The organism is Pseudomonas sp. NPDC077649 (assembly GCF_044542855.1).
Lineage (GTDB): Bacteria > Pseudomonadota > Gammaproteobacteria > Pseudomonadales > Pseudomonadaceae > Aquipseudomonas.
Genome location: NZ_JBITVF010000001.1, coordinates 333,938 through 360,120, shown reverse-complemented (window position 1 = coordinate 360,120; position 26,183 = coordinate 333,938). Strand labels below are relative to the sequence as shown.

Sequence of the window (26,183 nt, the reverse complement as noted above, 5' to 3'; positions counted from 1 at the left end):
TTCAAAAAACCGAGCCAATGGCTCGGTTTTTTATTGCCCGTCAAAAAGTAGGTTGTGCCGTGCGCAGCCCCCAGGGGAGCGAGGTGCGCACGGCGCACCCTACACCCTGAACTGCCCCAGGCTGGTCTTGAGCTGCGCCGCCAGCTCGTCCAGCGCCCGCGCGTTGCCGGCGATGGCCGCCACCGCTTCGGCCGCCCGCTGTGCCTCGGCATGGATGGTCTCGACCCGCCCGCGCACCGCGCCCGCCCCTGCGGCCTGATGCGCCGCCGCCTGAGTCGCCGCATTGATCGCACCATGCACCTCGTCCACCGAGTCCTGCACCGACTGCTGCAGGCGCGCGCTGTCGCGCAGCACCTGCAACCCCTGATGCCCCTGCTCGCCGGCCTGGGCGATGCTCGCCACCGCCTCCTGCGCGCCGCGCTGCAGGGCGGCGATATGCGCCTGGATATCGCCGGTGGACTGCTGGGTCTTGCTCGCCAGCGCGCGCACCTCGTCGGCCACCACGGCGAAGCCGCGCCCGCTCTCGCCGGCACGCGCCGCCTCGATGGCGGCATTCAGCGCGAGCAGGTTGGTCTGCTCGGCGATGGACTGGATCACCGTCAGCACCACCTCGATCTGCTCGCTCTGCTTGGCCAGCCGCTCGATCACCGCCGAGCCATCGGCCACCCGCGCCACCAGGCCTTCGATCAGAACCGACAGACGCTGGGCGATGGCCGCATTGTCGTGCGCCGCCTGGCGAATACTGGCCACCCGCTGCAACGCCTCCTGCATGGCCTGGCTCTCGGCCTGCGCCTCGTCGGCCATCTGCTCCAGCGCCTGCAGGCTGCCGGCGACCTCGTCGCGCTGGCGCCCGGCGGCAGCTTCGGCGGCCACGCCACGCTGGGTCAGGCTGCGAATCTGCTCGCCGGTGCGCAGCGCCACCTCGCCGGATTCGCGCACGATGGGCTGCAGCTTGGCGATGAAGCGATTGACCGCAGCGGCCATCTCACCCACCTCGTCACGACTGTCGATGCTCACCCGCCGAGTCAGGTCGCCCTCGCCCGCCGCCAGGTCGTTCAGCGCCGCACTGAGCAGACGCAGGCGGCTGAGCACGCGCCAGCCGAGCACCAGCGCCACCGCCAGCAAGGTCAGCGCACCGACCGCCAGCAGCCCCAGGGCGATATTCCAGCGCAGACCATCGGCAGCCAGGCGCACCGACTCGCCGCCGTTGCGCGCCATCTCCGCGGTGTAGCCTTCGGCAGCCTGCAGGCGTGCCTGCAACGCCCGCGTGCTCTCCTCGGCGGCGCCCGCCAGGCTGCTGTCGACCAGCTCGCCGGCACCACCGACCAGAGCCTGGAAGCGCCCATCCAGGGCCGCCAGCTCGGCCTCGACCAAGGCCAGCGACATGCCCATCTGCACCTTGCCGATGCGCGCGCCCATGGGGTTGATGTCCACCTCGAGCAGGGACACCCGCGGATCGCGCGAGGCGGCGTCGACCAGCTTGTCCAGCGGCGTGTCGCCCTGGCCGGCGGCGACCAGTTCGCGCACCAGCGTGTTGCTGCGGTTGAAATTGCGCGTCAGACGCTTGCCGTCGGCGTCGTAGAACACCGCGAAGAGCACCGCCGGGTCCTGCTGGGCGATGCGGGTCAGCGCGGTCAAGGCCGGCACGTCGTCGTCCCAGATGGCCTTTGGCGCCACGCCGGCAAGCAACTGCGCCAGCGCCGTGCCGGACTGCTTGAGGCTGTCTTCGAGCACCCGGCGCAGTTGCGCCTGCTCGCTCTTGAGCTGCGCCGAGAGGCCTTCGCCGAGACGGCTGCGGGTATTGCCCGCCAGCGCGGCGAGACCCTGGGTCATCTCGCGCTCGGCCGCATACAGCTCCTCGCCCAGGCGTCGGCTCTCGCCACCCAGGCGCTGCGCCAGATCCTCGACCATGCCGTCGACCGAGGCGCGCATCAGCCACACCGCCAGCCCCACCTGCACCAACATGGCCAGGCCGAGGGCGACGAACACCGGGCGCAGCAGGCGGCTGCGCAACATCGAAACAATGGCGAACACTGGCGGGACTCCTCAACGACCATTACCGCTATAGCGGCGACTTCCGCGATTTATTGAGCGCAAGCAAGGCGCATGCCCGCGCGCCAGACGCAAAGGGCCTTCCACCCGCCCGGCTGGCAGGGCACAAAAAAGCCGCCCGAAGGCGGCTCTTTCAACTCGACAGCGCCCCGGTCAGGCGAACGGATGACGCAGGACGATGGTCTCGTTGCGATCCGGGCCGGTGGAGATGATGTCGATCGGCGCACCGACCAGCTCTTCCACACGTTTGATATAGGCACGAGCGGCGGCCGGCAGGTCTTCCAGGGTCTTGGCGCCCAGGGTGGATTCGCTCCAGCCCGGCATTTCCTCGTAGACCGGCTGCAGGCCGAGGTAGCTGTCGGCGTCGGTCGGCGCATCGACCAGCACCTGGCCGCCCGCATCCTTGTAGCCGGTGCAGATACGGATGGTTTCCAGACCGTCGAGCACGTCCAGCTTGGTCAGACACAGCCCGGAGATGCTGTTGATCTCGATCGCGCGACGCAGTATCACCGCATCGAACCAGCCGCAACGACGGGCACGGCCGGTGGTGGCGCCGAACTCGTGGCCACGCTTGGCAAGGAAGGCGCCGACGTCGTCGAACAGCTCGGTCGGGAACGGGCCGGAGCCGACACGGGTGGTGTAGGCCTTGGTGATGCCGAGGATGTAATCCAGGTACAGCGGGCCGAAACCGGAGCCGGTGGCGATGCCGCCGGCGGTGGTGTTGGAACTGGTCACGTAGGGATAGGTGCCGTGGTCGATGTCCAGCAGCGAGCCCTGGGCGCCTTCGAACATGATGTCCTTGCCTTCGCGGCGCAGGTCATGCAGCACGGCGGTGACGTCGGCCATCATCGGCTTGAGCAGCTCGGCGTATTCCATGCACTCGTCCAGGGTCTTCTGGAAGTCGATGGCCGGCTCTTTGTAGAAATTGACCAGCTGGAAGTTGTGGTAATCCAGCAGCTCGCCCAGCTTGGCGGCGAAACGCTCGCGGTGGAACAGGTCACCGACGCGCAGGCCGCGACGGGCCACCTTGTCTTCGTAGGCCGGGCCGATGCCACGGCCGGTGGTGCCGATCTTGGCATCGCCGCGGGCCTTCTCGCGCGCCTGATCCAGCGCCACGTGGTAGGACAGGATCAGCGGGCAGGCTGGGCTGATGCGCAGGCGCTGACGCACCGGTACGCCCTTCTCTTCCAGCTTGGTGATCTCGCGCAGCAGCGCATCGGGCGCCACCACCACGCCGTTGCCGATCAGGCACTCGACGCCGTCGCGCAGGATGCCGGACGGAATCAGGTGCAGCACGGTCTTCTCGCCGTCGATCACCAGGGTGTGACCGGCGTTGTGACCGCCCTGATAACGCACCACCGCGGCGGCCTGCTCGGTGAGCAGATCGACGATCTTGCCCTTGCCCTCATCACCCCACTGGGTGCCCAGGACGACGACATTCTTACCCATAAACTTGTCCTCTTCGCGCAAGCTTCGATGCCGGCCGCGGGCCGGCGAAAATGAATTCAGGACGCCAGGGGCGCCACCTGCCAACGTCCGTCACGCAGCGCCAGCAGGCGATCGCAGCCCGCCTCGCGCGCATCCGCCTCGCTCTGCCCGGGCAGCGCCTGGACCACGCGCTGGCCTTCGCTGCGCAGGCGACGCACGGCCTGCCACAGGTAGAGATCGTGACTGTCCGGCGCCCAGACGCCGGCGGCCGGCTCGTCCAGGCGCATATCGCCGAGACTGACCAGGGTCTTGAGGTCGGTGGAAAAGCCGGTGGCCGGGCGCGCCCGGCCGAAATCGGCGCCGATGTCGTCGTAGCGCCCGCCCTGGGCGATGGACTGGCCGACCCCCGGAACGAAGGCGGCGAACACGACACCGGTGTGGTAGTTGTAGCCGCGCAGCTCGCCGAGGTCGAAGTACAGCGGCAACTCCGGATAACGCAGCTCCAGGGCGTCGGCGATGGCCATCAGCTCGTCCAGCGCCGCGTGCACCGCCTCCGGCGCCTCGACCAGCGCAGCCTGGGCCAGGTCCAGCACCTCGCGCCCGCCGCACAGCTCGGCCAGGGCACGCAGCATGCTGCCGAGGCCCGCCGGCAGCCCGGCGGTCAGCTCGGCGATCTCGTCCATGGCCTTGCGCTGCAGGGCGTCGAACAGCTGCTGCTCGACCTCGGCGGACAATTCGGCGGCACGCGCCAGGCCGCGGTAGATGCCGACGTGACCGAGGTCCATGTGCACATCGGGCACCGCCGCCAGTTCGAGCATCTCGACCAGCAGGCTGATCACCTCGATATCGCTGGCCGGGCTGGCGTCGCCATAGAGTTCGGCGCCGAGCTGGATCGGGCTGCGCGAGGTGGTCAGCGCACGCGGCTGGGCATGGACCACGCTGCCGGCGTAGCACAGCCGGTTCGGCCCTTCGCGGCGCAGGGTGTGCGCATCGATGCGCGCCACCTGCGGGGTGATGTCGGCACGAAAGCCCATCTGCCGACCGGACAGCGGGTCGGTGACCTTGAAGGTGCGCAGGTCGAGGTCCTGACCGGCGCCGGTCAGCAGGGATTCCAGGTACTCGATATGGGGGGTGACGACGAACTCGTAACCCCAGCGTTGAAACAGATCCAGCACCTGACGGCGGGCTGCTTCGATGCGCGCCGCTTCCGGCGGCAGTACTTCTTCGATGCCATCTGGCAGCAGCCAGCGGTCTACCGTTGCCATTTCGCCATTCCCCTCTCGATCCGGGCGGCACAAGCCTTCAGTGAAGCAGATATAGAAGGGCCGTACCCAGCAGCATGCTGGCCAGCCCCATAAGGCGCAGTCGGCGGTCGGGCAGCCGGGCTGCCTGCAGTACCGCTCCGCGCCACTGGCGCGGATAGAGGAAGGGCAGGATGCCTTCCAGCACCAGCATCAGACACAGAGCAATGCCGAGTTCCTGCCACATGATTCCCACAGACGCAAAAAAGCCGGGATTTTCCCGGCTGCCGCATGATACCACGCTAAAAGCTTCAAGCCACAAGCTTCGAGCTGCAAGTCGTCCACCTGCAGCTCGAAGCCGCTCTTTTACGGCTTGGCCTTCTCCAGATAGCGGAAGAAGTCGCTGCCCGGGTCGAGCACCAGCACGTCGCGCTTGTCGGCGAAGCTCTCACGGTAGGCGCGCAGGCTGCGGTAGAAGGAGTAGAACTCCTGATCCTGGCCATAGGCGCGGGCATAGATGGAGGCGGCCTCGGCGTCGCCGTCACCGCGCAGCTCTTCGGCCTCGCGGTAGGCTTCGGCCAGCAGCACGCGGCGCTGACGGTCGGCGTCGGCACGGATGCCTTCGGCGAGCTCGCGCCCCTTGGCGCGGTGTTCGCGCGCCTCGCGCTCACGCTCGGTGCTCATCCGCTCGAACACGCTGCGGTTGACCTCGCGCGGCAGGTCGATGGCCTTGACCCGCACATCCACCACCTCGATGCCCAGCTCGCGCTCGGCGGCGCGGTTGAGGGTCGCGGTGACGTCGGCCATCAGCGCATCGCGCTCGCCGGATACCGATTCGTGCAGGGTGCGCTTACCGAACTGGTCACGCAGCGAAGCTTCCAGACGACGCGCCAGACGCTCGTCGGCCACCTGTTTGATACCCGAGGTGGACTGATAGAAGCGCTCGGCGTCCTTCACCCGCCACTTGGCGTAGGCATCGACCATCAGCGCCTTCTTCTCCAGGGTCAGGAAGCGCGAGGAAGTCGAATCCAGGGTCAGCAGACGACCGTCGAAGATGCGCACCTGGTTCACATAGGGGATCTTCACATGCAGGCCAGGCTGCACATCCGGCTGCACCACGCGGCCGAACTGCAACAGCACCGCACGCTCGGTCTGCGCCACGATATAGAAGCTGTTCCATGCCACCAGGGCCAGAACCACGGCCGCAATCAGGCCGATCAGGGACTTGTTGCTCATCAACGACTCTCCCTAGAACGATCATTGCGCGGCGAGACCTGAATGTTCGACGCGCCGGTCGAACCGCCGACGCTGCCGGCGCCACTGATGCTGCTTGGCGCAGCGCCGCTGCGGCTGTCGATCATCTTGTCCAGCGGCAGATAGAGCAGGTTGTTCTGTCCCTTGTCGCCGGTCACCAGCACCTTGCTGGTGTTGCTCATCAGCTCCTGCATGGTGTCCAGGTACAGCCGCTCGCGGGTGACCTCGGGCGCCTTGCGGTACTCGGCGACCAGCTTGCTGAAGCGGTCCGCCTCACCCTGGGCGCGAGCGATCACTTCGTCGCGGTAACCGTTGGCTTCTTCGAGCATGCGCTGGGCCTGACCGCGCGCTTCCGGGATCACCCCGTTGGCGTAGGATTCGGCCTGGTTCTTCTCGCGCTGCTCGTCTTCGCGGGCACGGATCACGTCGTCGAAGGCTTCCTGCACTTCGCGCGGCGCCGCCGCGCTCTGGATGTTCACCTGGGTGATGGTGATGCCGGTGCGGTAGTTGTCGAGGAAGCGCTGCAGGCGCTCGCGCACCTCGCTGGCCATCAGCTCACGACCCTCGGTCAGCACCTGGTCCATCTCGGTGGAGCCCACCACGTGGCGCACGGCGCTGTCGGTGGCGTGCTGCAGGCTGACTTCCGGCTGGTCGACGTTGAGCACGAAGTCCTGCAGGTTGCTGATGCGGTACTGCACGGTCAGCGGCACTTCGATGATGTTCTCGTCCTCGGTGAGCATCGCCCCCTGCTTGCTGTAGGCACGCTCGCGGGTGACGTTCTCCTGGAACTTGCGGTCGATCGGCGGGAAATAGAGGTTCAGGCCGGGGCCGACGGTTTCGTGGTACTTGCCGAAGCGCAACACCACCGCCTGCTCCTGCTCATCGACCACGTAGATGGCGCTGTACAGCCAGATCACGGCCAGCAGGCCGAGACCGACGAACAGCAGGCCGAAGCCGCCACCGCTGCGGCCAGAATCGTCGTCACCCCGTTTCTTGCCGCCGCCGAACAGCCCGTTGAGGCTTTCTTGCAGCTTGCGGAACGCTTCGTCGAGATCCGGCGGGCCCTGCCGGCCACCGCCTTTGCGGCCGCCCCAAGGGTCTTGATTGTTCGAGTTGCCACCCGGCTCATTCCAAGCCATAGCGTTCTCCGTACTGATAAAGCGAAGGCGCGCCCACGGCGCGCCCGCCAATGCTACCCAATGCCCGATGGCGGCGGCAAAGCCACTGCCCCAGGCTTTATTGCAAAGTGTGTTGCTCGATGAAGGCCTGCGGCTCCAGCCCTTCGCGACTGACCAGGCGATTTAGCTCGACCCGCGGCAGACGCACCGACAACAGACTCTGCCCCTGCTCGTCGTGCCCCTCGTTCTGCACCGCCCCGAGGGCGAAGAACTGCGCGCGCAGACGCCCCAGGCGCTGCGGCAACTGCAGGGTACCGACGAACAGATCCTCGCCGAGCAACTCGGCCACGGCCTGGCGCAACAACTCCAGACCACGCCCCTCGCGCGCCGACAACCACACCCGCAGCGGCTTGCCGTCGGCATCGCGCTGAATCTGCGGCTCGACACCTTCCAACAAATCCAGCTTGTTGTACACCTCGAGCATCGGCAACTCGTCCGCGCCGATCTCCTTGAGCACCGCCTGCACCTGCTCGATCTGCGCCATGCGCTCGGGCTCGTGGGCGTCGATCACGTGCAGCAGCAGGTCGGAGTTGCTCGATTCTTCGAGCGTAGCGCGGAAGGCCTCGACCAGCTTGTGCGGCAGATGGCGAATGAAGCCCACGGTATCGGCCAGCACGATCGGCCCGAGGTCGTCCAGCTCGAGCCGGCGCAGGGTCGGGTCGAGGGTGGCGAACAGCTGATCGGCGGCATAGACCGCGGAGGCGGTCAGCGCGTTGAACAGGGTGGACTTGCCGGCGTTGGTGTAGCCGACCAGCGATACCGAGGGGATATCCGCGCGCCGACGCCCGCGCCGCGCCTGCTCGCGCTGGCTGCGCACCTTCTCCAGCTTCTGCTTGATCTGGCGGATGCGCACCCGCAGCAGGCGGCGGTCGGTTTCCAGCTGGGTTTCCCCCGGCCCACGCAGACCGATACCGCCCTTCTGCCGTTCCAGGTGGGTCCAGCCGCGTACCAGGCGCGTGCTCATGTGGTCAAGCTGCGCCAGCTCGACCTGCAGCTTGCCTTCGTGGGTACGCGCGCGCTGGGCGAAGATATCGAGGATCAGGCCGGTGCGATCGAGCACGCGGCATTCGAAGGCGCGCTCGAGGTTGCGCTCCTGGCTGGGGGTCAGGGTGTGGTTGAAGATGACCAGATCGGCCTCTTCAGCCTTGACCTGGTCGCGCAGCTCCTCGACCTTGCCGCTGCCGATCAGGTACTTGGCGGTCAGGCGGCTGCTCGGCACGCTGAAAAAGGCGACCATGTCGGCACCTGCCGACATGGCCAGCTCCTGGAACTCCTGGGGGTCTTCGCTCGCCTCGGAGTCTTGGCCGTCCAGATGAACCAGGATGGCCCGCTCACCGCCCTCATGACGCTCGAAGAACAATGCAGCCCCCTAGTCAGGCGTTACCCGGCTCGGCTTCGGCCTGTTCGGAGTCGCCGGCACTGGGCAGGCGCACCGGACGGCTGGGCACGACGGTGGAAATGGCATGTTTGTAGACCATCTGGCTGACGGTGTTCTTCAGCAGGATGACGAACTGGTCGAACGATTCGATCTGGCCCTGCAATTTGATGCCGTTGACCAGATAGATGGAAACAGGGACGCGTTCCTTACGCAGGGTATTCAGGTAAGGGTCTTGTAGCGAATGCCCTTTTGACATGTGCCGCACTCCTTTCGAGGATCAATTTCAATAATTTTAGTAGGTAAACAATGGCTTCAGGCCGCCCCACCCCCAAGGATAGACGGCCAGCGGCAAGGTCTCAGTTCAATATGGAGACGCTTTGCAGGTATTTCAAGGCGCGAGACAGATTGTCGCAGGCCAGGCTGTCCAGCCAGTGCAGATCGTCCCAGCCGCGCAGCCAGGTGAACTGCCGCTTGGCCAACTGCCGCGTGGCGATCACGCCGCGCTCGACCATCTCCGCCCGCGACAACCCGCCATCGAGGTATTCCCACACCTGGCGATAGCCTACCGCTCGTATAGACGGCAATCCCGCGTGCAAGTCACTTCGGCGGCGCAGGGCTTCGACCTCTTCGACGAACCCCTGTTCCAGCATCGCCTGAAATCGCCTGGCAATGCGCGCATGCAAGACCTGACGCTGCGCTGGAGCGATAGCAAGCTGCGCAACAGTATAGGGCAATTGCCTGGCGCCCGGCGCCCCTGCGTCGGGATTTCCCGCCGCCTGGCGCAGGCGGTGCTCGCTCATGCTCAGACCGCTGACGCGGTAGACCTCCAGCGCCCGGGTCAGGCGCTGCGGATCGTTGGGATGGATGCGCGCCGCCGATTCAGGATCGACCGCGGCCAGCTCGCGGTGCAGTGCCTCCCATCCTTCGACCGCGGCGCGCGCCTCCAGCTCGGCGCGCACGGCGGGATCGGCGCTGGGCATGTCGGCCAGCCCCTCCAGCAACGCCTTGTAATACAGCATGGTGCCGCCCACCAGCAGCGGAATGCGTCCGCGCGCAGCGCTCTCGGCCATGGCCGCCAGGGCATCGGCGCGAAACTCTGCCGCCGAATAGCTCTCGGCCGGGTCGCGAATGTCGATCAGGGCGTGGGGAAATTCCGCCAGAACGGCCTTGTCCGGCTTGGCGGTGCCGATGTCCATGCCGCGGTAGACCAGCGCCGAGTCGACGCTGATCAGGTCGCACGGCAGCACGCGGGCCAGCTCCAGGGCCAGGTCGGTCTTGCCGGCGGCAGTCGGCCCCATCAGGAAGATGGCCGGCGGTAACGGCTTGGCCACTCAGCGCCCCCGCAGGAACAGCTTGTCGAGGTCGTCCATGCCCAGCTGGGTCCAGGTCGGCCGGCCGTGGTTGCACTGGCCGCTGCGCTCGGTCTGCTCCATGTCGCGCAGCAGGGCGTTCATCTCCGGCAGGGTCAGGCGGCGGTTGGCGCGCACCGCGCCGTGGCAGGCCATGGTCGCCAGCAGCTCGTTGAGATGGGCCTGGATGCGGTCGCTGGTGCCGTACTCCAGCAGGTCGGCGAGCACGTCGCGCACGAGCTGGGTGGCCTCGGCCTGCTTGAGCAGCGCCGGAATCTGGCGAATCGCCAGGCTCTCCTCGCCCAGGCGCTGCAGCTCGAAACCGAGGCGCTGGAACCACTCGGCGTGCTCCTCGGCGCAGTCGGCCTCGCGCTGGCTGAGGGCGATGGACTCCGGCACCAGCAGCGGCTGGCCGCGCAGCCCCTCGCTGGCCATGGCCTGTTTGAGCCGTTCGTAGGTGATGCGCTCGTGCGCCGCGTGCATGTCCACCAGCACCATGCCCTGAGCGTTCTCGGCGAGGATATAGACGCCCTTGAGCTGGGCCAGCGCATAGCCCAGCGGCGGCACGTCGCCCTGCTCCTGCGGCAGCGCCGGCGCCTGAGCGCCGGGCAGCGGCGCGAAGTAGTCGCGGTAGGCGGCCTGGGCCTCGGCGGCCGGAACCCCGGGGCTGCCGGCCGACTGCTGATAACCCGCGCCGGCGCCGCGCCAGGCCGGCTGCGGACTGGCAAGCGGGGTTTCCAGCACGCTGGCGGCCAGGCCCATCTCGCCCTGCGGGCCGAACTCGCCGGCGGCCAGGCCGCTGGGCCGCACCATGGGCATCACGGCAGCCGGCGCGGCGACCTGATCTTCCGGGCGCACGTCGGCCAGGGCGCGGTGCAGGGTGCCGTAGAGAAAGTCATGCACCATGCGGCTGTCGCGGAAACGTACCTCGTGCTTGGTCGGGTGCACGTTGACGTCCACCGTGCTCGGGTCGATTTCCAGGAACAGCACGAAGGTCGGATGACGGCCGTTGAACAGCACGTCGCGATAGGCCTGGCGCACCGCATGGGCGACCAGCTTGTCGCGCACCATGCGGCCGTTGACGTAGAAGTACTGCAAGTCGGCCTGGCTACGGGAGAAGGTCGGCAAGCCGACCCAGCCCCACAGGCGCAGGCCGCCGCGCTCGATCTCGATCGGCAACGCCTGTTCGAGGAAGGCCGGCCCGCACACCGCGGCGACGCGCCGCGCGCGGCTGATCTCGTCGCCCGCCTCATGCAGGCTGAGCACGCTCTTGCCGTTGTGACGCAGGTGGAAGCCCACGTCGAAACGGGCCAGCGCCAGGCGCTTGATCACTTCCTGCAGGTGGTCGAACTCGGTCTTCTCGGCGCGCAGGAACTTGCGCCGCGCCGGGGTGTTGAAGAACAGGTCGCGCACCTCCACCGAGGTGCCCACCGGGTGCGCCGCCGGCTGCACCCGCGGCTGCATGTCGCGACCCTCGGTCTCCACCTGCCAGGCCTGCTCGGCGTCCGCCGTGCGCGAGGTCAGGGTCAGGCGCGACACCGAGCTGATCGAGGCCAGCGCCTCGCCGCGAAAGCCCATGCTGAGCACGGCTTCGAGGTCTTCCAGTTCGCGAATCTTGCTGGTGGCGTGGCGCGCCAGGGCCAGCGGCAGGTCGTCGGCAGCGATGCCGCCGCCGTCGTCGCGCACCTTGAGCAGCTTGACGCCGCCCTGCTCGACTTCCACGTCGATGCGCCGCGCACCGGAGTCCAGGCTGTTTTCCAGCAGTTCCTTGGCCACCGAGGCGGGACGCTCGACCACTTCGCCGGCGGCGATCTGGTTGGCCAGGCGCGGGCTGAGCAGGTGTATACGGGACATAACGCTCACTACTGGGCCGCCAGTGCCGTGGCGGGAATCTGCAGGGTCTGGCCGACCTTGATCACGTCGCCATTGAGGTTGTTGGTGCTGCGCAGCAGCGCCAGGCTGATCTGGTAGCGCTGGGCGATCAGCGCCAGGCTCTCGCCGCGCGCCACCACGTGTTCGCGCGGGGCCGGGGCGATCTTGCCCTCGTCGCGCAGCCAGGCGATGTAGGTGCCCGGCGGCGGATTCTCGCGGAAGAACTGGCGGATGCCGGTCTGGATCGAGCGCGCCAGCGCCTGCTGGTGGCTGGCGGTATGCAGCTTGCGCGCCTCGTTGGGATTGGAGATGAAGCCGGTCTCGACCAGGATCGACGGAATGTCCGGGGATTTGAGCACCATGAAGCCGGCCTGCTCGACCCGGCGCTTGTGCAGCGAGGTGATGCTGCCCATGTTCGACAGCACCTTCTGCCCGACGTTGAGGCTGGAACTCAGCGAGGCGGTCATCGACAGATCGAGCAGCACGCCGGCGAGCATCTTGTCCTTGTCGTCCAGGCTGACGTTGCCGGCACCGCCGATCAGGTCGGACTGGTTTTCCGCATCGGCCAGCCAGCGCGCGGTCTCCGAGGTGGCGCCGCGCTCGGACAGCGCGTACACCGAGGCGCCGAAGGCGGCGGCGCGCGGCGCGGCGTCGGCGTGGATGGAGACGAACAGGTCGGCGCCCTTCTTGCGGGCGATCTCGGTGCGCTTGCGCAGCGGAATGAAGTAGTCGCCGGTGCGCACCAACTCGCCGCGGAACCCCTTCTCGGCATTGATCTGCCGTTGCAGTTCCTTGGCGATGGCCAGGGTCACGTGCTTCTCGTACTGGCCCTTGACCGGCGCCAGCGCGCCCGGGTCCTCACCGCCGTGGCCGGCGTCGATAGCGATGACGATGTCGCGCTTGCCATTGGGCACCGGCGTCAGCTTGGGTGGCGGCTGGGTCGGGGTAACCGGCAGCGGCGGCGTCGTGGCGGCCACGCTGGGCGCCTGAGTCGGCGCCGGCGCACTGCCGTTCTGGTCGAACAGGTCGACCACCAGGCGATGGCCGTACTGCTGGTTGGGCGCCAGGGCGAAGCTCTTCGGCGTCACCGGCGCCGACAGGTCGATGACCACGCGCAGCTCTTCGGCGCTGCGCTGGGCCGAGCGCACGCCGGTGATCGGGGTATTGGCCAGCGACAGCTGGCCGAGGTTGGTCGCCAGCTTGGCGCCGCTGACGTCGATGACGATGCGATCGGGCGCGGCCAGGGTGAACACGCTGTGCTGCACCGGGCCGGACAAATCGAAGACCAGCCGGGTATTGTCCGGCGCGCGCCACAATCGCACGCTGCGCACATCGGAGGCGGCCAGCACCTCGGCAGCCAGGGCCGCCCACAACACCCCCACAGCGGTAACCAGCGCGCCTATGCGCATACCCAACCCCATCGATCTATTTATGCTTGGCCTGCCAACAGTGCACACCAGGCTTGCCCGCGCGCCCCATGTGCCTGCAACAGCAGCGAACGGCCGCTCGCTTGCGGGCTAATGGTAATGTCCAGGTCGGGCTTTGGCAAAACGCCGGCGCCGCGCTCGGGCCATTCGATCAGGCACAGCGCATCGCCTTCGAAGTAATCGCGGATGCCGAGAAACTCCAGCTCCTCCGGGTCGACCAGGCGATACAGATCGAAATGGAAGGCGCGCACGGCGCCGATCTCGTAGGGTTCGACCAGGGTGAAGGTCGGGCTCTTGACCGCCCCGGTATGGCCCAGGCCGCGCAGCATGCCGCGCGACAGGGTGGTCTTGCCGGCGCCCAGATCGCCGTGCAGGTAGATGATGCCGGCACCGCCGCTGACCTCGGCGAGCCGCGCGCCGAGGGCCAGCATCGCCGCCTCGTCGGCGGCCTCGAGTCTCAATTCAGACAAGGACACAACTCCTCCAGTAACTGACGAATGGCAGGGGGCAGATCGCCGGCGGCCAGCCCGCGCCCCTGTTCGGCGAGCCGTTCGCCCGCCCGGGCATGCAGCCAGACCGCCAGGCAGGCCGCCTCGAACGGCGCCAGGCCCTGCGCCAGCAGCGCGCCGAGCAGACCGGCCAGGACGTCGCCGAGACCGGCGCCGGCCATCGCCGGGTGACCGCGGTCGCACAGCGCCAGGCGCCCGTCCGGCGCCGCGATCAGGCTGCCGGCGCCCTTGAGCACCACCACCAGCCCCAAACGCTGCGCCAGCGCCCGCGCCGCCGCCGGCCGATCCGCCTGCACCTCAGCGGTGGTGATGCCGAGCAGGCGCGCCGCCTCGCCCGGATGCGGAGTGAGCACACCCAGGCGCGGCGCGGCGACCCGACCGGCGGCCAGCAGGTTGAGCGCATCGGCGTCCCACACCTGCGGCCGCTCGACGGCGGCGACAGCCGACAGCAGGCCACGCCCCCAGGCGCCCTGGCCCAGCCCCGGGCCGACCACGCAGACATCGGCGCGCTCGAGCAGCGGCAGCAGCTGGTTGGCCGACAGCACGCCGGCACACATCACCTCCGGGCGGCGCACCAGCGCGGCGGCCACATGTTCCTCGCGGATGGCCAGCGACACCAGCCCGGCGCCGGCGCGCAGCGCAGCGTCGGCGCCGAGCAGCGCGGCGCCGCCCATGCCCAGGTCGCCGCCGACCACCAGCAGGTGACCGAACTGGCCCTTGTGCGCCGTCGGCACGCGCGGCGCCAGGCGCGGCAGGTTGGCCACATCCAGGCGCTGCGCCACGCTCGGCGCCTGCGCCAGCAGCTCGGCATCGCCCTGCAGGTCGTCGAACTGCAGCTCGCCGCACAGCTCCGGGCCGGCGCCGGTCAGCAGGCCCAGCTTGAGGCCGACAAAGGTCACCGTCAGTTCGGCGCGCACCGCCACGCCCAATGGCGCACCGCTGTCGGCGTGCAACCCGGAGGGAATGTCCACCGCCAGCACCGGCAGGCCGCTGGCAACCATCAGGCGGATGACCTGGGCGTAGGGCTCGCGCACCGCGCCGGACAGCCCGGTGCCGAGCAAGGCATCGACCAGCACACCGGCCAGCGGCGCGCATTCGCTCCAGGGGCGGATCTCCACGCCGGCGGCCTGCGCCTCGGCATGGGCCAGCGCGGCATCGCCGCCCAGCGCCGCCGGCTCGCCCAGCGCCAGCACGCGCACGCGCCAGCCGGCGCGCCGGGCCAGCGCGGCGATCAGGTAACCGTCGCCGGCGTTGTTGCCGCGCCCGGCCAGCACAGTGATCTCACCGGCCTCCGGCCAGCGCCGGCGCAACGCACGCCAGGCGGCATGGGCGGCGCGCTGCATCAGCTCGAAGCCGGGGGTGCCGGCGGCGATCAGCCGGGTGTCCAGCGCGCGCACCTGTTCGGCACTGTGCAGAGTCAAGGGCAAGGGGGTAGGTGTCGGACGCATGGCTCGCTCGTGGCGGATGTCTGGCAGAATTATACCCACCTCCCCTGCGGTTGCCCTGCAATGTCCGTTTCCTCCCTCGATCTCCCCGCCCTCGCCCAGTCGATCAAGGACTGGAGCCGCGAGCTGGGCTTCCAGCAGGTGGGCATCGCCGGTGTCGAACTGGGCGAGCACGAAGCGCACCTCGAACGCTGGCTGGCCGCCGGCTACCAGGGCGAGATGGACTACATGGCCGCGCACGGCAGCAAACGCTCGCACCCGGAGCAACTGGTGCCGGGCACCCTGCGGGTCGTGTCACTGCGCATGGACTACCTGCCCGGCGATACGCAGATGGCCCAGCGCCTGACCGAGCCGGAGCGCGCCTACGTGTCGCGCTACGCCCTGGGCCGCGACTACCACAAGCTGATCCGCAAGCGCCTGCAGCAACTGGCCGAACGCATCCAGGCGGCGATAGGGCCGTTCGGCTACCGCGCCTTCGTCGACAGCGCGCCGGTGCTGGAAAAGGCCATCGCCGAACAGGCCGGCCTCGGCTGGATCGGCAAGAACACCCTGGTGCTCAATCGCAAGGCCGGCAGCTATTTCTTCCTCGGCGAACTGTTCGTCGACCTGCCGCTGCCGGTCGATGCGCCGCACGGCAGCGAGCACTGCGGACGCTGCAGCGCCTGCCTGGACATCTGCCCGACCGCCGCCTTCGTCGGCCCCTATGTGCTGGATGCGCGGCGCTGCATCTCCTATCTCACCATCGAGCTGAAGGGGCCGATTCCGGTCGAACTGCGTGAGCCCATCGGCAACCGGGTGTTTGGCTGCGACGACTGCCAGATCGTCTGTCCGTGGAACCGCTTCGCCCGCCCCACCGTGCAGGGCGACTTCCAGCCGCGCCACGGCCTGGACAACGCCGGCCTGGCCGAGCTGTTCCTGTGGAGCGAAGAGGAGTTTCTGGCCCGCACCGAAGGCTCGCCGCTGCGCCGCGCCGGCTACGAGCGCTGGCTGCGCAACCTGGCGGTCGGCCTGGGCAATGCGCCCTCGACCATCCCGGTGCTGGAGGCATTGCAGGCGAGGCGCAAGCATCCGTCGGAACTGGTACGCGAGCATGTCGAGTGGGCGCTGGCGCGGCACCAGGACCGTGGGCAGGGTTGAGGCGCGCAGCGCCGTAGCCCAACGCGCCATCCCCGCAGCTGGGCTGCGCTAGGCTCAGCGCCAGCCTGCCGGCGCCCCCCCCTGCGCCCGGCTCAGACCTTGAGGAAATGCTCGCGGTAATGACGCAGCTCGGCGATGGACTCGCGGATATCGTCCAGCGCCTGGTGGGTGGCGGTCTTCTGGAAGCTGTCCCTGACCTGCGGCGCCCACATGCCGGCGAGGATCTTCAGGGTCGAGACGTCCAGATAGCGGTAGTGGAAGTAGGCTTCCAGATTGGGCATGTACTTGTAGAGGAAGCGCCGATCCTGACCGATGCTGTTGCCGCAGATCGGCGACTTGCCCTTGGGCACCCACTGCTCGAGGAAGGCGAGGGTCTGCGCCTCGGCCGCCTCGGTGTCGATGCGGCTCTCGCGCACGCGCTGGGTCAGGCCGCTCTGGCCGTGGGTGCGGGTGTTCCACTCGTCCATCGCGGCCAGCGCCGCGTCGCTCTGGTGAATGGCGATCACCGGGCCCTCGGCCAGCACGTTCAGTTCGCTGTCGGTGACGATGGTGGCCATCTCGATGATCACGTCCCGCTCCGGCTCCAGGCCGGTCATCTCCAGGTCGATCCAGATCAGGTTGTTGGGGTTCTGCATGGTGTGCGGCTCCTTGGCTCAGGCGGCAAGTCTAGCGGATAACGGCGCCGCCGATCTGCCACAGCAGCAACTGCGTCTGCCGCCCCTGGTTCAGTTCGCGCACGGCATTTGGGGCCACCCCGGGGATGGCGAAGCTGTTGCTGATCAACCAGCTGCCGGGCGCCATCTCCTCCCGCGCCTTGGCCCACAGGCGCGCCATCGGCACCGGCGAAAGGAAGCAGTAGACGACGTCGAACGTTGCCAACTCGGTACGCCACAGGCTCCCGTAGCGGATGCTGCAGTTGCCCTGCCCCAGGCAGCGCAGCCAGGCCAGGAGAAACAGCAGCGGCGCGCTCTCGACGCCGACGAAGCGCCCGCGCGGGAAGCGCCGCGCCAGGTGCAGCAGGGTGCCGGCGGTGCCGCAACCAAGATCGACGAAACGCGGCGGCGCCTCGCGCGCCGCCAGCCAATCGCCCAGTTGCTGGCGCGCGCGCGTGCCGCTGAGGTAGAGCGGCACGCGCTCGTGCAGGCTGTTCCAGTTGACCAGCAGCAGCAGGGCAAAGCCCAGCAGATAGAGCCAGCCCGGCAGCGCCGCCTGCTGCAGCAGCCACAGCGCCGGCAGGAAGGCCAGGTTGATCCCCAGCCACCAGAACGACAACCCCAGGCGCCAGCCGATGGCCGCCGCCAGCGCCCCCTGCGCCAGCGCCGCCAGCCACAGCGGCAGGCGCAGCGACGACAGCAGCGCCAGCCCGTAGACCGCCGCCAGCAGCAGGACGACGGCCAGCCCCTGGGCCAGCATTACCCGGCGCCACGGCCGCTGCAGCGCCCCTTCGCGTTCGTCCATCCCGCCCCCTGAAGGTCAAATCGAGGCCGCGGTGCCCATGCTAAACTCGCGCGGCTTGTTTCCCGGCAACTCTACCCACTCGGAATCCCCATGGCCAAACGCCAACTCAACCGCCGCCAGAGCTGGCGCATCGAAAAGATCCAGGGCGAACGCGCGGCCCGCGCCGCCAAGCGCGAATCGCGCGCCGTCGAGGCCCTGGAAGGCGGCGACCTGGGCCCGGAGCAGACCGGCCTGGTGATCGCCCACTTCGGCGTACAGGTGGAGATCGAGGCGCTGCAGGGCGAGCTGGCTGGCCAGACCTTCCGCTGCCACCTGCGCGCCAACCTGCCGGCGCTGGTCACCGGCGATCAGGTGGTGTGGCGCGCCGGCAACCAGGGCGACGGCGTGATAGTCGCCCAGCTGCCGCGGCGCAGCGAGCTGTGCCGGCCGGACATGCGCGGCGCGCTCAAGCCGGTGGCGGCCAACGTCGACCAGATCGTCATCGTCTTCGCCCCGCTGCCCGAGCCGCACGCCAACCTGATCGACCGCTACCTGGTGGCCGCCGAGCATGCCGGCATCCGCCCGCTGCTGCTGTTGAACAAGGCCGACCTGATCGACACCAAGAACGAGGTGGCGCTCAACGCCCTGCTCGGCGTCTACCGCCAGCTCGGCTACCCGCTGCTGGAGGTCTCGGCTCATCAGGGCGACGGCATGGAGCAGCTGAAGAAGCGCCTGGACGGCCACGTCAGCGTGTTTGTCGGCCAGTCCGGGGTGGGCAAGTCGTCGCTGGTCAACAGCCTGCTGCCCGGGGTCGATACCCGCGTCGGCGCGCTGTCGGAGCTGACCGGCAAGGGCACCCACACCACCACCACCGCGCGGCTGTTCCACTTCCCCGGCGGCGGCCAGCTGATCGACTCGCCCGGCATCCGCGAGTTCGGTCTCGGCCACGTCAGCAGGGATGACGTGGAAGCCGGCTTTATCGAATTCCACGACTTGCTCGGGCGCTGCCGCTTCCGCGACTGCAAGCACGACCGCGAGCCGGGTTGCGCGCTGCTCCTGGCCCTGGAAGAAGGGCGCATCCAGCCGCAGCGCATGGCCAGCTACCGGCATATTCTCGCCAGCCTGCCCGAAGACGAGTATTGAGCGGCGCCGACGCGCGCCAGTAAGCGGGGGCCGAGGCCTACTGGTCGACCGGCCGATCGAACTGCAGCGCGCCGTCCTCGAAGATGTTCAAGCGCTCGCGCACCTGCTCGCCCGGCAGCGGCTCGTCGGTCGCGCCGGGCGCCGCCGGTGCGCCCTCGGCAGGTGCCGGAGGCGCTTCGTCGCTGCCCTGCTCACCCTCGATGGCGCGCTGCGCCTTCTTGGTCAGTACGATGATGTCGATGCGCCGGTTGACCGGATTGAAGGGGTCGTCGCGGTCGAACAGGGCCGAAGAGGCGTAACCGACCACCCGCGCCACCTGCTCGTCGGCATAGCCGCCGGCGATCAGAGTGCGCCGCGCGGCATTGGCGCGATTGGCCGACAGCTCCCAGTTGCCGAAATCGCCGCGACCGACGAAGGGTTTGGCATCGGTGTGGCCGCTGATGCTGATCTTGTTCGGCACCGCGCGAATGGTGTCGGCCATGGCCAGCAGGATGTCCTCGAAATAGGGCTGCAGCTCGGCGCTGCCGAGGGCGAACATCGGCCGGTTCTCGGCGTCCATGATCTGGATGCGCAGGCCGTCCTGGGTGATCTCGAACAGGATCTGGTCCTTGAAGCGCTGCAGCTCGGGGTTCTCGTCTACCTTGTTCTGCAGTTCCTGCAGCAGCAGCTCCAGGCGCTCGCGCTCCAGCTTGTCGGTCAGGGTCTCGACCTGGTCGGCGTCGATCTCCACGTCCTGGCTGTCGGGCTGATCCTGGATTTCCGGGTTGAGGGTGCGCTCCGGCGCCGGCGTCGGCGTGCCGCCGAGATCGATGGCGTGCGGGCTGGCGCTCTCGGTGAAGCCGATGGGGTCCTGGAAGTAACCGGAAATGGCCTTCTTCTGCTCCGGGGTGGCCGAGGACATCAACCACATCACCAGGAAGAACGCCATCATGGCCGTGGCGAAGTCGGCGAAGGCGATCTTCCAGGCGCCGCCGTGGTGCCCGCCGGCGCGCTTCTTGCCGCGTTTGACGATGATCGGCTGGTTGTTTTCCATGGCTTAGTTGCCGCGCATGGCCTGTTCGAGCTCGGTGAAGCTCGGCCGGTGCGCCGGGAACAGCACCTTGCGGCCGAACTCCACCGCCAGGCTCGGCGGCATGCCCGAGGCCGAGGCCACCAGGGTCGCCTTGATCGCCTCGTAAAGGTTGACCTCCTCCTTGGCGTCGTGCTCCAGCGCCACCGACAGCGGGCCGAAGAAGCCGTAGGAGGCGAGGATGCCGAGGAAGGTGCCGACCAGCGCGGTGGCGACCTTCTCGCCGATCTGCGCGTTGTCCGCCTCGGCGAGGATCGACATGGTGATGACGATGCCCAGCACCGCGGCGACGATACCCATCGCCGGCAGGCCGTCGGCGACCTTGGCCACCGCATGGGCGGGGTGCTCCACATCCTCCTTGAGGCTGGCCAGTTCCATGTCGAACAGGCCCTCCAGCTCGTGCGGGGCCATGTTGCCGGAGGACATGATGCGCAGGTAGTCGCAGATGAAGGCGGTCATCCGCGCGTCCTTGAGCACACCTGGATACTTGCTGAAGATCGGGCTGGCGTTGGGGTCCTCGATGTCCGCCTCGATGGCCATCATGCCTTCGCGGCGGCTCTTGTTGAGGATCTCGTAGAGCAGCTTGAGCACTTCCAGGTAATAGGTGTGGGTGAAGCGGGTGCCGAACATGCTCACCGACTTCTTGAATACCGTCATGAACATGCTGCCCGGGTTGGCCTGGAGGAAGCCGCCCAGCGCCGCACCACCGATGATCAGCACTTCGTAGGGATGAACGAGCGCCATGAACTGCCCGCCGGACAGGACGAAGCCGCCGAAGACGCAGCCCAGAACCACGATGATGCCGATGATTTTTGCCATAGAAGAGTGCTTGCAGAGCCAAGAGAGAGGGTTATTAAAAACAACCCTTCTAATTATCGGAACTTATACGCCAGACTATAGCCAGTTAAGGTCAAAAGCCAGTTCGGCTCAACTCACATGTCGACGCCAAAGCCCCTGCCACGCACCCTCGACGCCTGGCTGCAACAGCTGGCCAAGCTGCCCCTGCCGATCGAGCAGGAGCAGCATGCACGCCTGCGGCGCATCCTCGGCGACGGCCGCCGCACCTGGGGCGAGATCGCCGAGGCGATCGAACTCAGCCCGACCTTCGCCCTGCAGGTGCTGCGCGAGGCCAACCAGGCCGGCGGCACCCTCAGCGACCCGGCCGACAGCCTGGAGACCGCGCTGGCCCGCCTCGGCCTGAAGCGCTGCGAAACCCTGCTCAACCAGGCCCCCGCCCTGCCGGCAGGGGAAATCCCGCCGGCCCTGCGCCAGCTCCTGCTGATCAGCCAGCATGCCAGCCAGCAGGCGCGCGGCCTGTTCGGCGCACGTCTGGCGCGCCTGTGGAACGAACTGCATGGCTGCAGCCTGCTGTTTCTCGCCCCGCTCTGGCCGCTGCTATGCGCCCATCCGCAGCTGTTCGAGGCCTGGGAGCAGCGCATCCTGGCCAAGGGCGAGCGGCCGGCCAAGGTGGAGCAGGAGCTGCTCGGCGTACCGCTGCTGCAGCTGTGCCTGCAACTGGCCGAACGCTGGCGCCTGCCAGAGTGGATAGTGCAGGGCTACCGCCTGCTGGAGCGCGACCGCCGCCTGCTGGTCAAGGCGCTGCATATCGCCCGCGACAACCAGCACCCGCTGCACCAGCAGCAGTTGCTCGATGCCGACATCCCCTTGCGCCGCTGGCTGACCCAGCCGAGCAACTGCGTGCTGCTGGCCAACGGCCTGGCGCTGTCGGCGCACCAGGCCTGGAACGCCCCGCACAGCCTGCGCTGGCAGTGCCTGACCGGGCTCTACCTGCAGCTGCCGCTGGCCGAGGTGCAGCAGGAAGTGCACCGACACGCGGTGAGCAGCGCACGCCTGAACCACGACGCCCAGCTCTGGCACCCGGCCCAGGCCCTGCTTTGGCCCTGGGACGCCCGTCGCCTGAACCCGCCGCGCAGCCCGGCGCCGGCGCCCAGGAGCGACGCCCTCGACGCCTGGCGCCAGCACTGCGCCCGCCTGCTGGCCGAGCCCAGCACCTTCGCCAACGTCCTGCAGCTGACCGCCTGCGCCCGCGACGCCGTGCAGGCCTGCGGCCTGAACCGGGTGCTGTTGCTACTCGCCGATCGTCAGCACAGCCGCCTGCAGGCCCAGCAGCAGGCGGGGCTGGAGCCGGCCGCCAGCGCCCTGAGCCTGGACCCGGCGCACAGCCAGGTGCTGCGCCGGCTGCTCGCCGAACCCGGCCAGCTGCGCCTGAGCCCGACCAATATCGCCCAGTTCTCCGCCCTGCTGCCGGGCAGCCTGAAGGCGCTGTTCCCCGGCGAACACCTGCTGCTGCGCTCGCTGGCCAGCAATGGCCGGGTGGTCATGCTGCTGGTCGCCGACCAGGGCGGCCAGCCGTTCAACGAGCTCGGCCTGCAGGCCTTCGGTAAAACCGTGCAATGCATCGAGCGCGCCCTGGCCAGCTTCGCCAGGCGCGGGCGCTAGCCCTTTCCGCTACAATCGGCCTCTTTTCATTCGAGGAGGCCTCCATGTCCGCCTTCGCCAACCTGCCCCTGGTGATCGAGCCCGCCGAGCTGGCCAGCCGCCTGGACGCCGCCGAGCTGATTCTGGTCGACCTCAGCGGCGCGACGCGCTATGCCGCCGGGCATATCCCCGGCGCGCGCTGGGTCGACAGCAAGCGCACCCAGCTGGGCCGCCCGCCCGCCCCCGGCCTGGTCCCGCCACAGGCGCAGCTCGAAGCGCTGTTCGCCGAACTGGGCCATCGTCCGGACGCCACCTACGTGGTCTACGACGACGAGGGCGGGCCCTGGGCCGGGCGCTTCATCTGGCTGCTCGACGTGATCGGCCACAGCCGCTACCACTTCCTCAATGGCGGCCTGCAGGCCTGGATCGGCGAGGGCCGCGCACTGAGCCAGGACAGCCCGCCGGCGCAGCACACGCCGGTGGCGCTGACCCTGCACGACGAGCCGACGGCCAGCCGCGACTATGTGCAGGCGCGCCTGGGCGCCGCCGACCTGGCGATCTGGGACGCCCGCGGCGCGGACGAATACCGTGGCGAGAAACTCAGCTCGGCGCGCGGCGGCCATATCCCCGGTGCGGTCAACTTCGAGTGGACCGCCGGCATGGATCCGCAGCGCGGCCTGCGCATCCGCGACGACATCGCCGAAGTGCTGCAGGATCTGGGCATCACCCCCGACAAGGAAGTGATCACCCACTGCCAGACCCACCGCCGCTCCGGCTTCACCTACGTGGTGGCCAAGGCGCTGGGCTATCCGCGGGTCAAGGCCTACGCCGGCTCCTGGGCCGAGTGGGGCAACCTGCCCGATACCCCGATCGAGCGCTGAACCCGGACGCCAATCAGCTGCACGCGCCGGCTGCCTCAGCACCGGCTCCGAACCCTCAAGGACACACGATGAAACAACGCCTGTTTATCCTCAGCCAGTACCTGCTGCCCCACCACCTGCTGTCGCGGCTGATCGGCTGCGTCGCCGAATGCCGCATCGGCTGGCTGAAGAACCCGCTGATCACCTGGTTCGCCAAGCGCTACCAGGTGAACATGAGCGAAGCCCGGGTCGAGGACCTGCGCACCTACGAGCACTTCAACGCCTTCTTCACCCGCGCCCTGAAGGACGGCGCCCGCCCGCTGGACGAGACCCCCGGCGCCATCCTCTGCCCGGCCGACGGCGCCATCAGCCAGCTCGGCGCCATCGAGCACGGCCGCCTGTTCCAGGCCAAGGGCCACAGCTTCAGCGCCGTCGAACTGCTCGGCGGCGACGCCGAGCGCGCCGCGCCCTTCATGGGCGGCCAGTTCGCCACCGTGTACCTGTCACCCAAGGACTACCACCGCGTGCATATGCCGCTGGCGGGGACCCTGCGCGAGATGGTCTATGTGCCGGGGCGGCTGTTCTCGGTCAACCAGACCACCGCGGAGAACGTGCCCGAGCTGTTCGCCCGCAACGAGCGGGTGGTCTGCCTGTTCGACACCGAGCGCGGGCCGATGGCCGTGGTGCTGGTCGGCGCGATGATAGTCGCCAGCGTCGAGACGGTCTGGGCCGGCCTGGTCACCCCGCCCAAGCGCGAGCTGAAGAACACCCGTTACGACGCCGCCGCGCGCGCGCCGATCGAACTGGCCAAGGGCGCCGAACTCGGTCGCTTCAAGCTGGGCTCCACCGCCATCGTGCTGTTCGGCCCGCAGCAGGTGCAGTGGGCCGCCGAACTGGGCGCCGGCAGCGCCGTGCGCATGGGCCAGTTGCTGGGCCACGCCGAGGCCTGAGCAACGCCGCGGCACTGAACCCGGTCGCAGACCGCCTGGTCATAGTTGCGTACTCTGGCAGGGCCGCCCGTCCCCGGGATGGGCTGCGACCGCGGCGAGATGCTGCTAGAGTTCGCGAGACTATTACGAGAGCCGCTAGCCTTTGCGTGGCCGGAGTATCCGAGTTTGATGGATAAACAGAGTCCCCACCTACTGCTGTTGCGTGTCCCCACCCCGAGCAAGCCAAGCCTGAGCTTCTGCGACGGCAGCCCCCGCGACCTCAAGCGCTGGCTCGCCGCCCTGCCCAAGGCCAACATCGGTGAGACCGCGCGCCAGCTGTACCAGAGCCTGGTGGAACTCAACCAATTCCTCACCCCCTCGGAAAACCGCCTGCGACTGCTGGAGCTGCTGCGCCCGGAAGTGCACTTCGTCTGCCAGCACCTGGAACGCCACTTCCTCAACCAGGCCATCGTCCTCGACGAGCGCCCACGCAAGGTCGCCAACCTGTGCCAGGCGCTGCAGAACCACCTGGCCGTCGGCTACAAGCTGATCATCTCGCGGGCCATGGCGCGCAGCGGCAAGGAGCGCGACCAGCTGCTCGCCGTTGCCCTGCAGCGCGCCAGCCACAGCCTGTGCAACCCGCTGATCCGCGCCAGCCAGCTGTACTGCCCGGTGCCCGAAGGCCTGTGGCTGGAACTGCACCAGCTGTATCAGATCGCCAGTGAGCAGCGCCTGCAGCGCCAGGCGATCCGCGACCCGCTGGCGCGCCATTCGCCCGCCCTGAGCACCGAGCAGTGCTACCTGATCGCCCTGCTGCTCGGCTGCGCGCGCACCAACCAGATGCGCCAGCACGGCATCGCCCGCCTGGCCGAAGCGCTGGAGCCCTGGAGCGCACTGGTCAGCCTGCAGGCCGGCGACCTGCCGAGCAGCCTGTTCGTACTCTCCCCGCAGGTGGACGGCCCGCCGCGCTACAAGTCGCTGTACCCCGACAACGAACTGCACAACCTGCTGGGCATCGACCCGCAGCCGCTGGTGGACGCGATCAGGGAATACCTGCTGCTGCCAGAGGAGGACCGGCCCAGATCGCGCCTGCCGGTGCCCGAAGGCATGAGCCTGGACCTGCTGCAACACGTCGGTGCCGCCTGGGGCGATATCGCCGAGCGCACCTTCCAGCGCACCAGCGGCCGCGGCAACCTGACCCTGTGCATCGGCATGAGTGCGCTGCATTTCTTCCTCGCCGGCGAACAGTCCTTCGGCGAGGTGCTCAAGCGCCCCAGCGAGGCCGGCGCCGCGGTGTTCAAGCCCGCGACCGGCGCCCCGGACGTCTGGGCCAACGCCTTCGACGCGCAGCGCATCGGCAGCGACTTCCACTTCGAAGAAATCCAGTACAGCAAGGTCAGTACCGGCGAGCAGCCCGCCGAGCCGGAAAGCAGCAATGAAAGCTATCCCACTTACGCGCTGGCCATCGTCAACCACAGCCCCGGCGGCTACTGCCTGTCCTGGGCCAAGGAAGTGCCCGCCCAGTTGCAGGCCGGCGAACTGCTCGGCGTGCAGGACAGTCCCAGCCAGGGCTGGAGCGTGGCCATCGTGCGTTGGATCCGCCAGGTGCGCGGCGGCGGCACGCAGATGGGCATCGAGCTGATCGCTCCGCATGCCCGCTCCTGCGGCCTGCAACTGGTGCGCAAGGCCGAGCAGTACAGCCAGTACCTGCGCGCTCTGCTGCTGCCGGAGATCAGCGCCATCTCGCGCCCGGCCAGCCTGATCACGCCGCGCCTGCCGTTCCAGGAAGGCAGCAAGGTGCTGATCAACGACCACGGCGAGGAACACCGCGCGGTGCTGACCCGCAAACAGGCCAGTACCGGCAGCTTCAACCAGTTCGAGTATCACCGCGTCGGTGCCAAAGAAGGCGCCGCCGGGAAGCCGGTCACAGCCTCGCAAAGCCAGAAACCGGCCGGGGAGGAAGATTTTGACTCACTCTGGAAGTCGCTGTAGGCTGCGGCCAACTCACCATTTGTCGCCTTTTCGCGCCCGTTCGG

23 protein-coding genes and 1 pseudogene are annotated in these 26,183 nt (G+C 68.5%); 6 read left to right on the top strand and 18 right to left on the bottom strand.

Features of this window, described 5'->3' with window-relative positions:
- Nucleotides 1-99 precede the first annotated feature (99 nt).
- The 14 genes and pseudogenes from ACIGFL_RS01530 to ACIGFL_RS01465 form a co-directional block, all read right to left on the bottom strand.
- Entirely contained in the window at nt 100-984 is an 885-nt protein-coding gene (locus ACIGFL_RS01530; protein WP_397496613.1) for a methyl-accepting chemotaxis protein, read from the bottom strand.
- Nucleotides 958-1,218 (bottom strand): annotated as a pseudogene (locus tag ACIGFL_RS01525) (HAMP domain-containing protein); the annotation flags it as partial. The pseudogene ACIGFL_RS01525 and the gene ACIGFL_RS01530, both read right to left, overlap by 27 nt.
- Before the next feature lie 987 nt (nt 1,219-2,205).
- Complete coding sequence (locus tag ACIGFL_RS01520; protein ID WP_021442383.1) at nt 2,206-3,501, bottom strand: adenylosuccinate synthase; 1,296 nt, start codon at nt 3,499-3,501, stop codon at nt 2,206-2,208.
- 56 nt (nt 3,502-3,557) lie between these two features.
- On the bottom strand, nt 3,558-4,745 hold the full coding sequence (locus tag ACIGFL_RS01515; protein WP_021442384.1) for an ATP phosphoribosyltransferase regulatory subunit: 1,188 nt from the start codon (nt 4,743-4,745) through the stop codon (nt 3,558-3,560).
- Between the two features lie 37 nt (nt 4,746-4,782).
- Nucleotides 4,783-4,968, bottom strand: a complete 186-nt coding sequence (locus ACIGFL_RS01510) for a DUF2065 family protein (RefSeq protein ID WP_021442385.1) — start codon at nt 4,966-4,968, stop codon at nt 4,783-4,785.
- 119 nt (nt 4,969-5,087) lie between these two features.
- Nucleotides 5,088-5,957 (bottom strand): protease modulator HflC, encoded by an 870-nt coding sequence (gene hflC / locus ACIGFL_RS01505; protein ID WP_021442386.1) that lies wholly within the window; start codon nt 5,955-5,957, stop codon nt 5,088-5,090.
- The gene (gene hflK / locus ACIGFL_RS01500) at nt 5,957-7,114 is read right to left on the bottom strand and encodes an FtsH protease activity modulator HflK (protein ID WP_397495901.1); all 1,158 of its coding nucleotides are present in this window, start codon (nt 7,112-7,114) and stop codon (nt 5,957-5,959) included. The genes hflC and hflK overlap by 1 nt, the downstream gene beginning before the upstream one ends.
- Before the next feature lie 97 nt (nt 7,115-7,211).
- Nucleotides 7,212-8,513 carry a ribosome rescue GTPase HflX gene (gene hflX / locus ACIGFL_RS01495; protein WP_397495900.1) on the bottom strand — a complete coding sequence of 434 codons (1,302 nt, stop codon included), beginning with the start codon at nt 8,511-8,513 and terminating at the stop codon, nt 7,212-7,214.
- A 13-nt stretch (nt 8,514-8,526) separates the two neighbouring features.
- The gene (gene hfq / locus ACIGFL_RS01490) at nt 8,527-8,787 is read right to left on the bottom strand and encodes an RNA chaperone Hfq (RefSeq protein ID WP_021442389.1); all 261 of its coding nucleotides are present in this window, start codon (nt 8,785-8,787) and stop codon (nt 8,527-8,529) included.
- Between the two features lie 100 nt (nt 8,788-8,887).
- On the bottom strand, nt 8,888-9,829 hold the full coding sequence (gene miaA, locus ACIGFL_RS01485) for a tRNA (adenosine(37)-N6)-dimethylallyltransferase MiaA (RefSeq protein ID WP_397496612.1): 942 nt from the start codon (nt 9,827-9,829) through the stop codon (nt 8,888-8,890).
- Between the two features lie 33 nt (nt 9,830-9,862).
- Nucleotides 9,863-11,743, bottom strand: coding sequence for a DNA mismatch repair endonuclease MutL (gene mutL / locus ACIGFL_RS01480; RefSeq protein ID WP_397495899.1), 1,881 nt, complete (start codon nt 11,741-11,743; stop codon nt 9,863-9,865).
- Nucleotides 11,743-13,173 carry an N-acetylmuramoyl-L-alanine amidase gene (locus ACIGFL_RS01475; RefSeq protein WP_397495898.1) on the bottom strand — a complete coding sequence of 477 codons (1,431 nt, stop codon included), beginning with the start codon at nt 13,171-13,173 and terminating at the stop codon, nt 11,743-11,745. Before ACIGFL_RS01475 ends, mutL begins: the two co-directional genes overlap by 1 nt.
- Before the next feature lie 8 nt (nt 13,174-13,181).
- Nucleotides 13,182-13,649, bottom strand: coding sequence for a tRNA (adenosine(37)-N6)-threonylcarbamoyltransferase complex ATPase subunit type 1 TsaE (gene tsaE / locus ACIGFL_RS01470; RefSeq protein WP_397495897.1), 468 nt, complete (start codon nt 13,647-13,649; stop codon nt 13,182-13,184).
- The gene (locus ACIGFL_RS01465; protein WP_397495896.1) at nt 13,637-15,136 is read right to left on the bottom strand and encodes an NAD(P)H-hydrate dehydratase; all 1,500 of its coding nucleotides are present in this window, start codon (nt 15,134-15,136) and stop codon (nt 13,637-13,639) included. Before ACIGFL_RS01465 ends, tsaE begins: the two co-directional genes overlap by 13 nt.
- A gap of 60 nt (nt 15,137-15,196) precedes the next feature.
- On the opposite strand from ACIGFL_RS01465, the gene queG reads away from it, so the two are divergent.
- A complete protein-coding gene (gene queG / locus ACIGFL_RS01460; RefSeq protein ID WP_397495895.1) occupies nt 15,197-16,270 on the top strand; it encodes a tRNA epoxyqueuosine(34) reductase QueG in 1,074 nt (357 codons plus the stop codon).
- Between the two features lie 92 nt (nt 16,271-16,362).
- On the opposite strand, the gene orn is transcribed toward queG, so the two are convergent.
- A complete protein-coding gene (gene orn, locus ACIGFL_RS01455; RefSeq protein ID WP_397495894.1) occupies nt 16,363-16,905 on the bottom strand; it encodes an oligoribonuclease in 543 nt (180 codons plus the stop codon).
- A 31-nt stretch (nt 16,906-16,936) separates the two neighbouring features.
- The gene (locus ACIGFL_RS01450; protein ID WP_397495893.1) at nt 16,937-17,728 is read right to left on the bottom strand and encodes a class I SAM-dependent methyltransferase; all 792 of its coding nucleotides are present in this window, start codon (nt 17,726-17,728) and stop codon (nt 16,937-16,939) included.
- Nucleotides 17,729-17,818: 90 nt separating this feature from the next.
- Here ACIGFL_RS01450 and rsgA point away from each other — a divergent pair, with 90 nt between their 5' ends.
- Nucleotides 17,819-18,850: a small ribosomal subunit biogenesis GTPase RsgA gene (gene rsgA / locus ACIGFL_RS01445; protein ID WP_021445441.1), complete on the top strand. Its 1,032-nt coding sequence runs from the start codon at nt 17,819-17,821 to the stop codon at nt 18,848-18,850.
- A 37-nt stretch (nt 18,851-18,887) separates the two neighbouring features.
- Here rsgA and motB read toward each other — a convergent pair whose 3' ends face one another.
- Nucleotides 18,888-19,883, bottom strand: coding sequence for a flagellar motor protein MotB (gene motB / locus ACIGFL_RS01440; RefSeq protein ID WP_397495892.1), 996 nt, complete (start codon nt 19,881-19,883; stop codon nt 18,888-18,890).
- A 3-nt stretch (nt 19,884-19,886) separates the two neighbouring features.
- Complete coding sequence (gene motA / locus ACIGFL_RS01435) at nt 19,887-20,738, bottom strand: flagellar motor stator protein MotA (protein WP_122109169.1); 852 nt, start codon at nt 20,736-20,738, stop codon at nt 19,887-19,889.
- A gap of 117 nt (nt 20,739-20,855) precedes the next feature.
- On the opposite strand from motA, the gene ACIGFL_RS01430 reads away from it, so the two are divergent.
- The 4 genes from ACIGFL_RS01430 to ACIGFL_RS01415 all read left to right on the top strand — a co-directional run bounded on the left by ACIGFL_RS01430 (nt 20,856) and on the right by ACIGFL_RS01415 (nt 26,139).
- Nucleotides 20,856-22,379: an HDOD domain-containing protein gene (locus ACIGFL_RS01430; protein ID WP_397495891.1), complete on the top strand. Its 1,524-nt coding sequence runs from the start codon at nt 20,856-20,858 to the stop codon at nt 22,377-22,379.
- A gap of 44 nt (nt 22,380-22,423) precedes the next feature.
- A complete protein-coding gene (locus ACIGFL_RS01425; protein WP_397495890.1) occupies nt 22,424-23,239 on the top strand; it encodes a rhodanese-like domain-containing protein in 816 nt (271 codons plus the stop codon).
- A gap of 68 nt (nt 23,240-23,307) precedes the next feature.
- A complete protein-coding gene (gene asd, locus ACIGFL_RS01420; RefSeq protein WP_397495889.1) occupies nt 23,308-24,168 on the top strand; it encodes an archaetidylserine decarboxylase in 861 nt (286 codons plus the stop codon).
- A 168-nt stretch (nt 24,169-24,336) separates the two neighbouring features.
- Complete coding sequence (locus ACIGFL_RS01415) at nt 24,337-26,139, top strand: molecular chaperone (RefSeq protein ID WP_397495888.1); 1,803 nt, start codon at nt 24,337-24,339, stop codon at nt 26,137-26,139.
- Nucleotides 26,140-26,183: the final 44 nt, after the last annotated feature.

Excerpts from the sequence above, each read along its gene's own strand:
- ACIGFL_RS01520 (WP_021442383.1), bottom strand. The coding sequence starts at position 3,501 with ATGGGTAAGAATGTCGTCGTCCTGGGCACCCAGTGGGGTGATGAGGGC.
- miaA (WP_397496612.1), bottom strand. The coding sequence starts at position 9,829 with ATGGGGCCGACTGCCGCCGGCAAGACCGACCTGGCCCTGGAGCTGGCC.
- queG (WP_397495895.1), top strand. The coding sequence starts at position 15,197 with ATGTCCGTTTCCTCCCTCGATCTCCCCGCCCTCGCCCAGTCGATCAAG.
- ACIGFL_RS01430 (WP_397495891.1), top strand. The coding sequence starts at position 20,856 with ATGTCGACGCCAAAGCCCCTGCCACGCACCCTCGACGCCTGGCTGCAA.
- hflC (WP_021442386.1), bottom strand. The coding sequence starts at position 5,957 with ATGAGCAACAAGTCCCTGATCGGCCTGATTGCGGCCGTGGTTCTGGCC.
- ACIGFL_RS01510 (WP_021442385.1), bottom strand. The coding sequence starts at position 4,968 with ATGTGGCAGGAACTCGGCATTGCTCTGTGTCTGATGCTGGTGCTGGAA.
- ACIGFL_RS01475 (WP_397495898.1), bottom strand. The coding sequence starts at position 13,173 with ATGGGGTTGGGTATGCGCATAGGCGCGCTGGTTACCGCTGTGGGGGTG.
- ACIGFL_RS01515 (WP_021442384.1), bottom strand. The coding sequence starts at position 4,745 with ATGGCAACGGTAGACCGCTGGCTGCTGCCAGATGGCATCGAAGAAGTA.
- ACIGFL_RS01425 (WP_397495890.1), top strand. The coding sequence starts at position 22,424 with ATGTCCGCCTTCGCCAACCTGCCCCTGGTGATCGAGCCCGCCGAGCTG.
- motA (WP_122109169.1), bottom strand. The coding sequence starts at position 20,738 with ATGGCAAAAATCATCGGCATCATCGTGGTTCTGGGCTGCGTCTTCGGC.
- ACIGFL_RS01415 (WP_397495888.1), top strand. The coding sequence starts at position 24,337 with ATGGATAAACAGAGTCCCCACCTACTGCTGTTGCGTGTCCCCACCCCG.
- motB (WP_397495892.1), bottom strand. The coding sequence starts at position 19,883 with ATGGAAAACAACCAGCCGATCATCGTCAAACGCGGCAAGAAGCGCGCC.
- asd (WP_397495889.1), top strand. The coding sequence starts at position 23,308 with ATGAAACAACGCCTGTTTATCCTCAGCCAGTACCTGCTGCCCCACCAC.
- orn (WP_397495894.1), bottom strand. The coding sequence starts at position 16,905 with ATGCAGAACCCCAACAACCTGATCTGGATCGACCTGGAGATGACCGGC.
- hfq (WP_021442389.1), bottom strand. The coding sequence starts at position 8,787 with ATGTCAAAAGGGCATTCGCTACAAGACCCTTACCTGAATACCCTGCGT.
- ACIGFL_RS01465 (WP_397495896.1), bottom strand. The coding sequence starts at position 15,136 with ATGCGTCCGACACCTACCCCCTTGCCCTTGACTCTGCACAGTGCCGAA.
- rsgA (WP_021445441.1), top strand. The coding sequence starts at position 17,819 with ATGGCCAAACGCCAACTCAACCGCCGCCAGAGCTGGCGCATCGAAAAG.
- ACIGFL_RS01530 (WP_397496613.1), bottom strand. The coding sequence starts at position 984 with ATGGCCGCTGCGGTCAATCGCTTCATCGCCAAGCTGCAGCCCATCGTG.
- ACIGFL_RS01450 (WP_397495893.1), bottom strand. The coding sequence starts at position 17,728 with ATGGACGAACGCGAAGGGGCGCTGCAGCGGCCGTGGCGCCGGGTAATG.
- hflK (WP_397495901.1), bottom strand. The coding sequence starts at position 7,114 with ATGGCTTGGAATGAGCCGGGTGGCAACTCGAACAATCAAGACCCTTGG.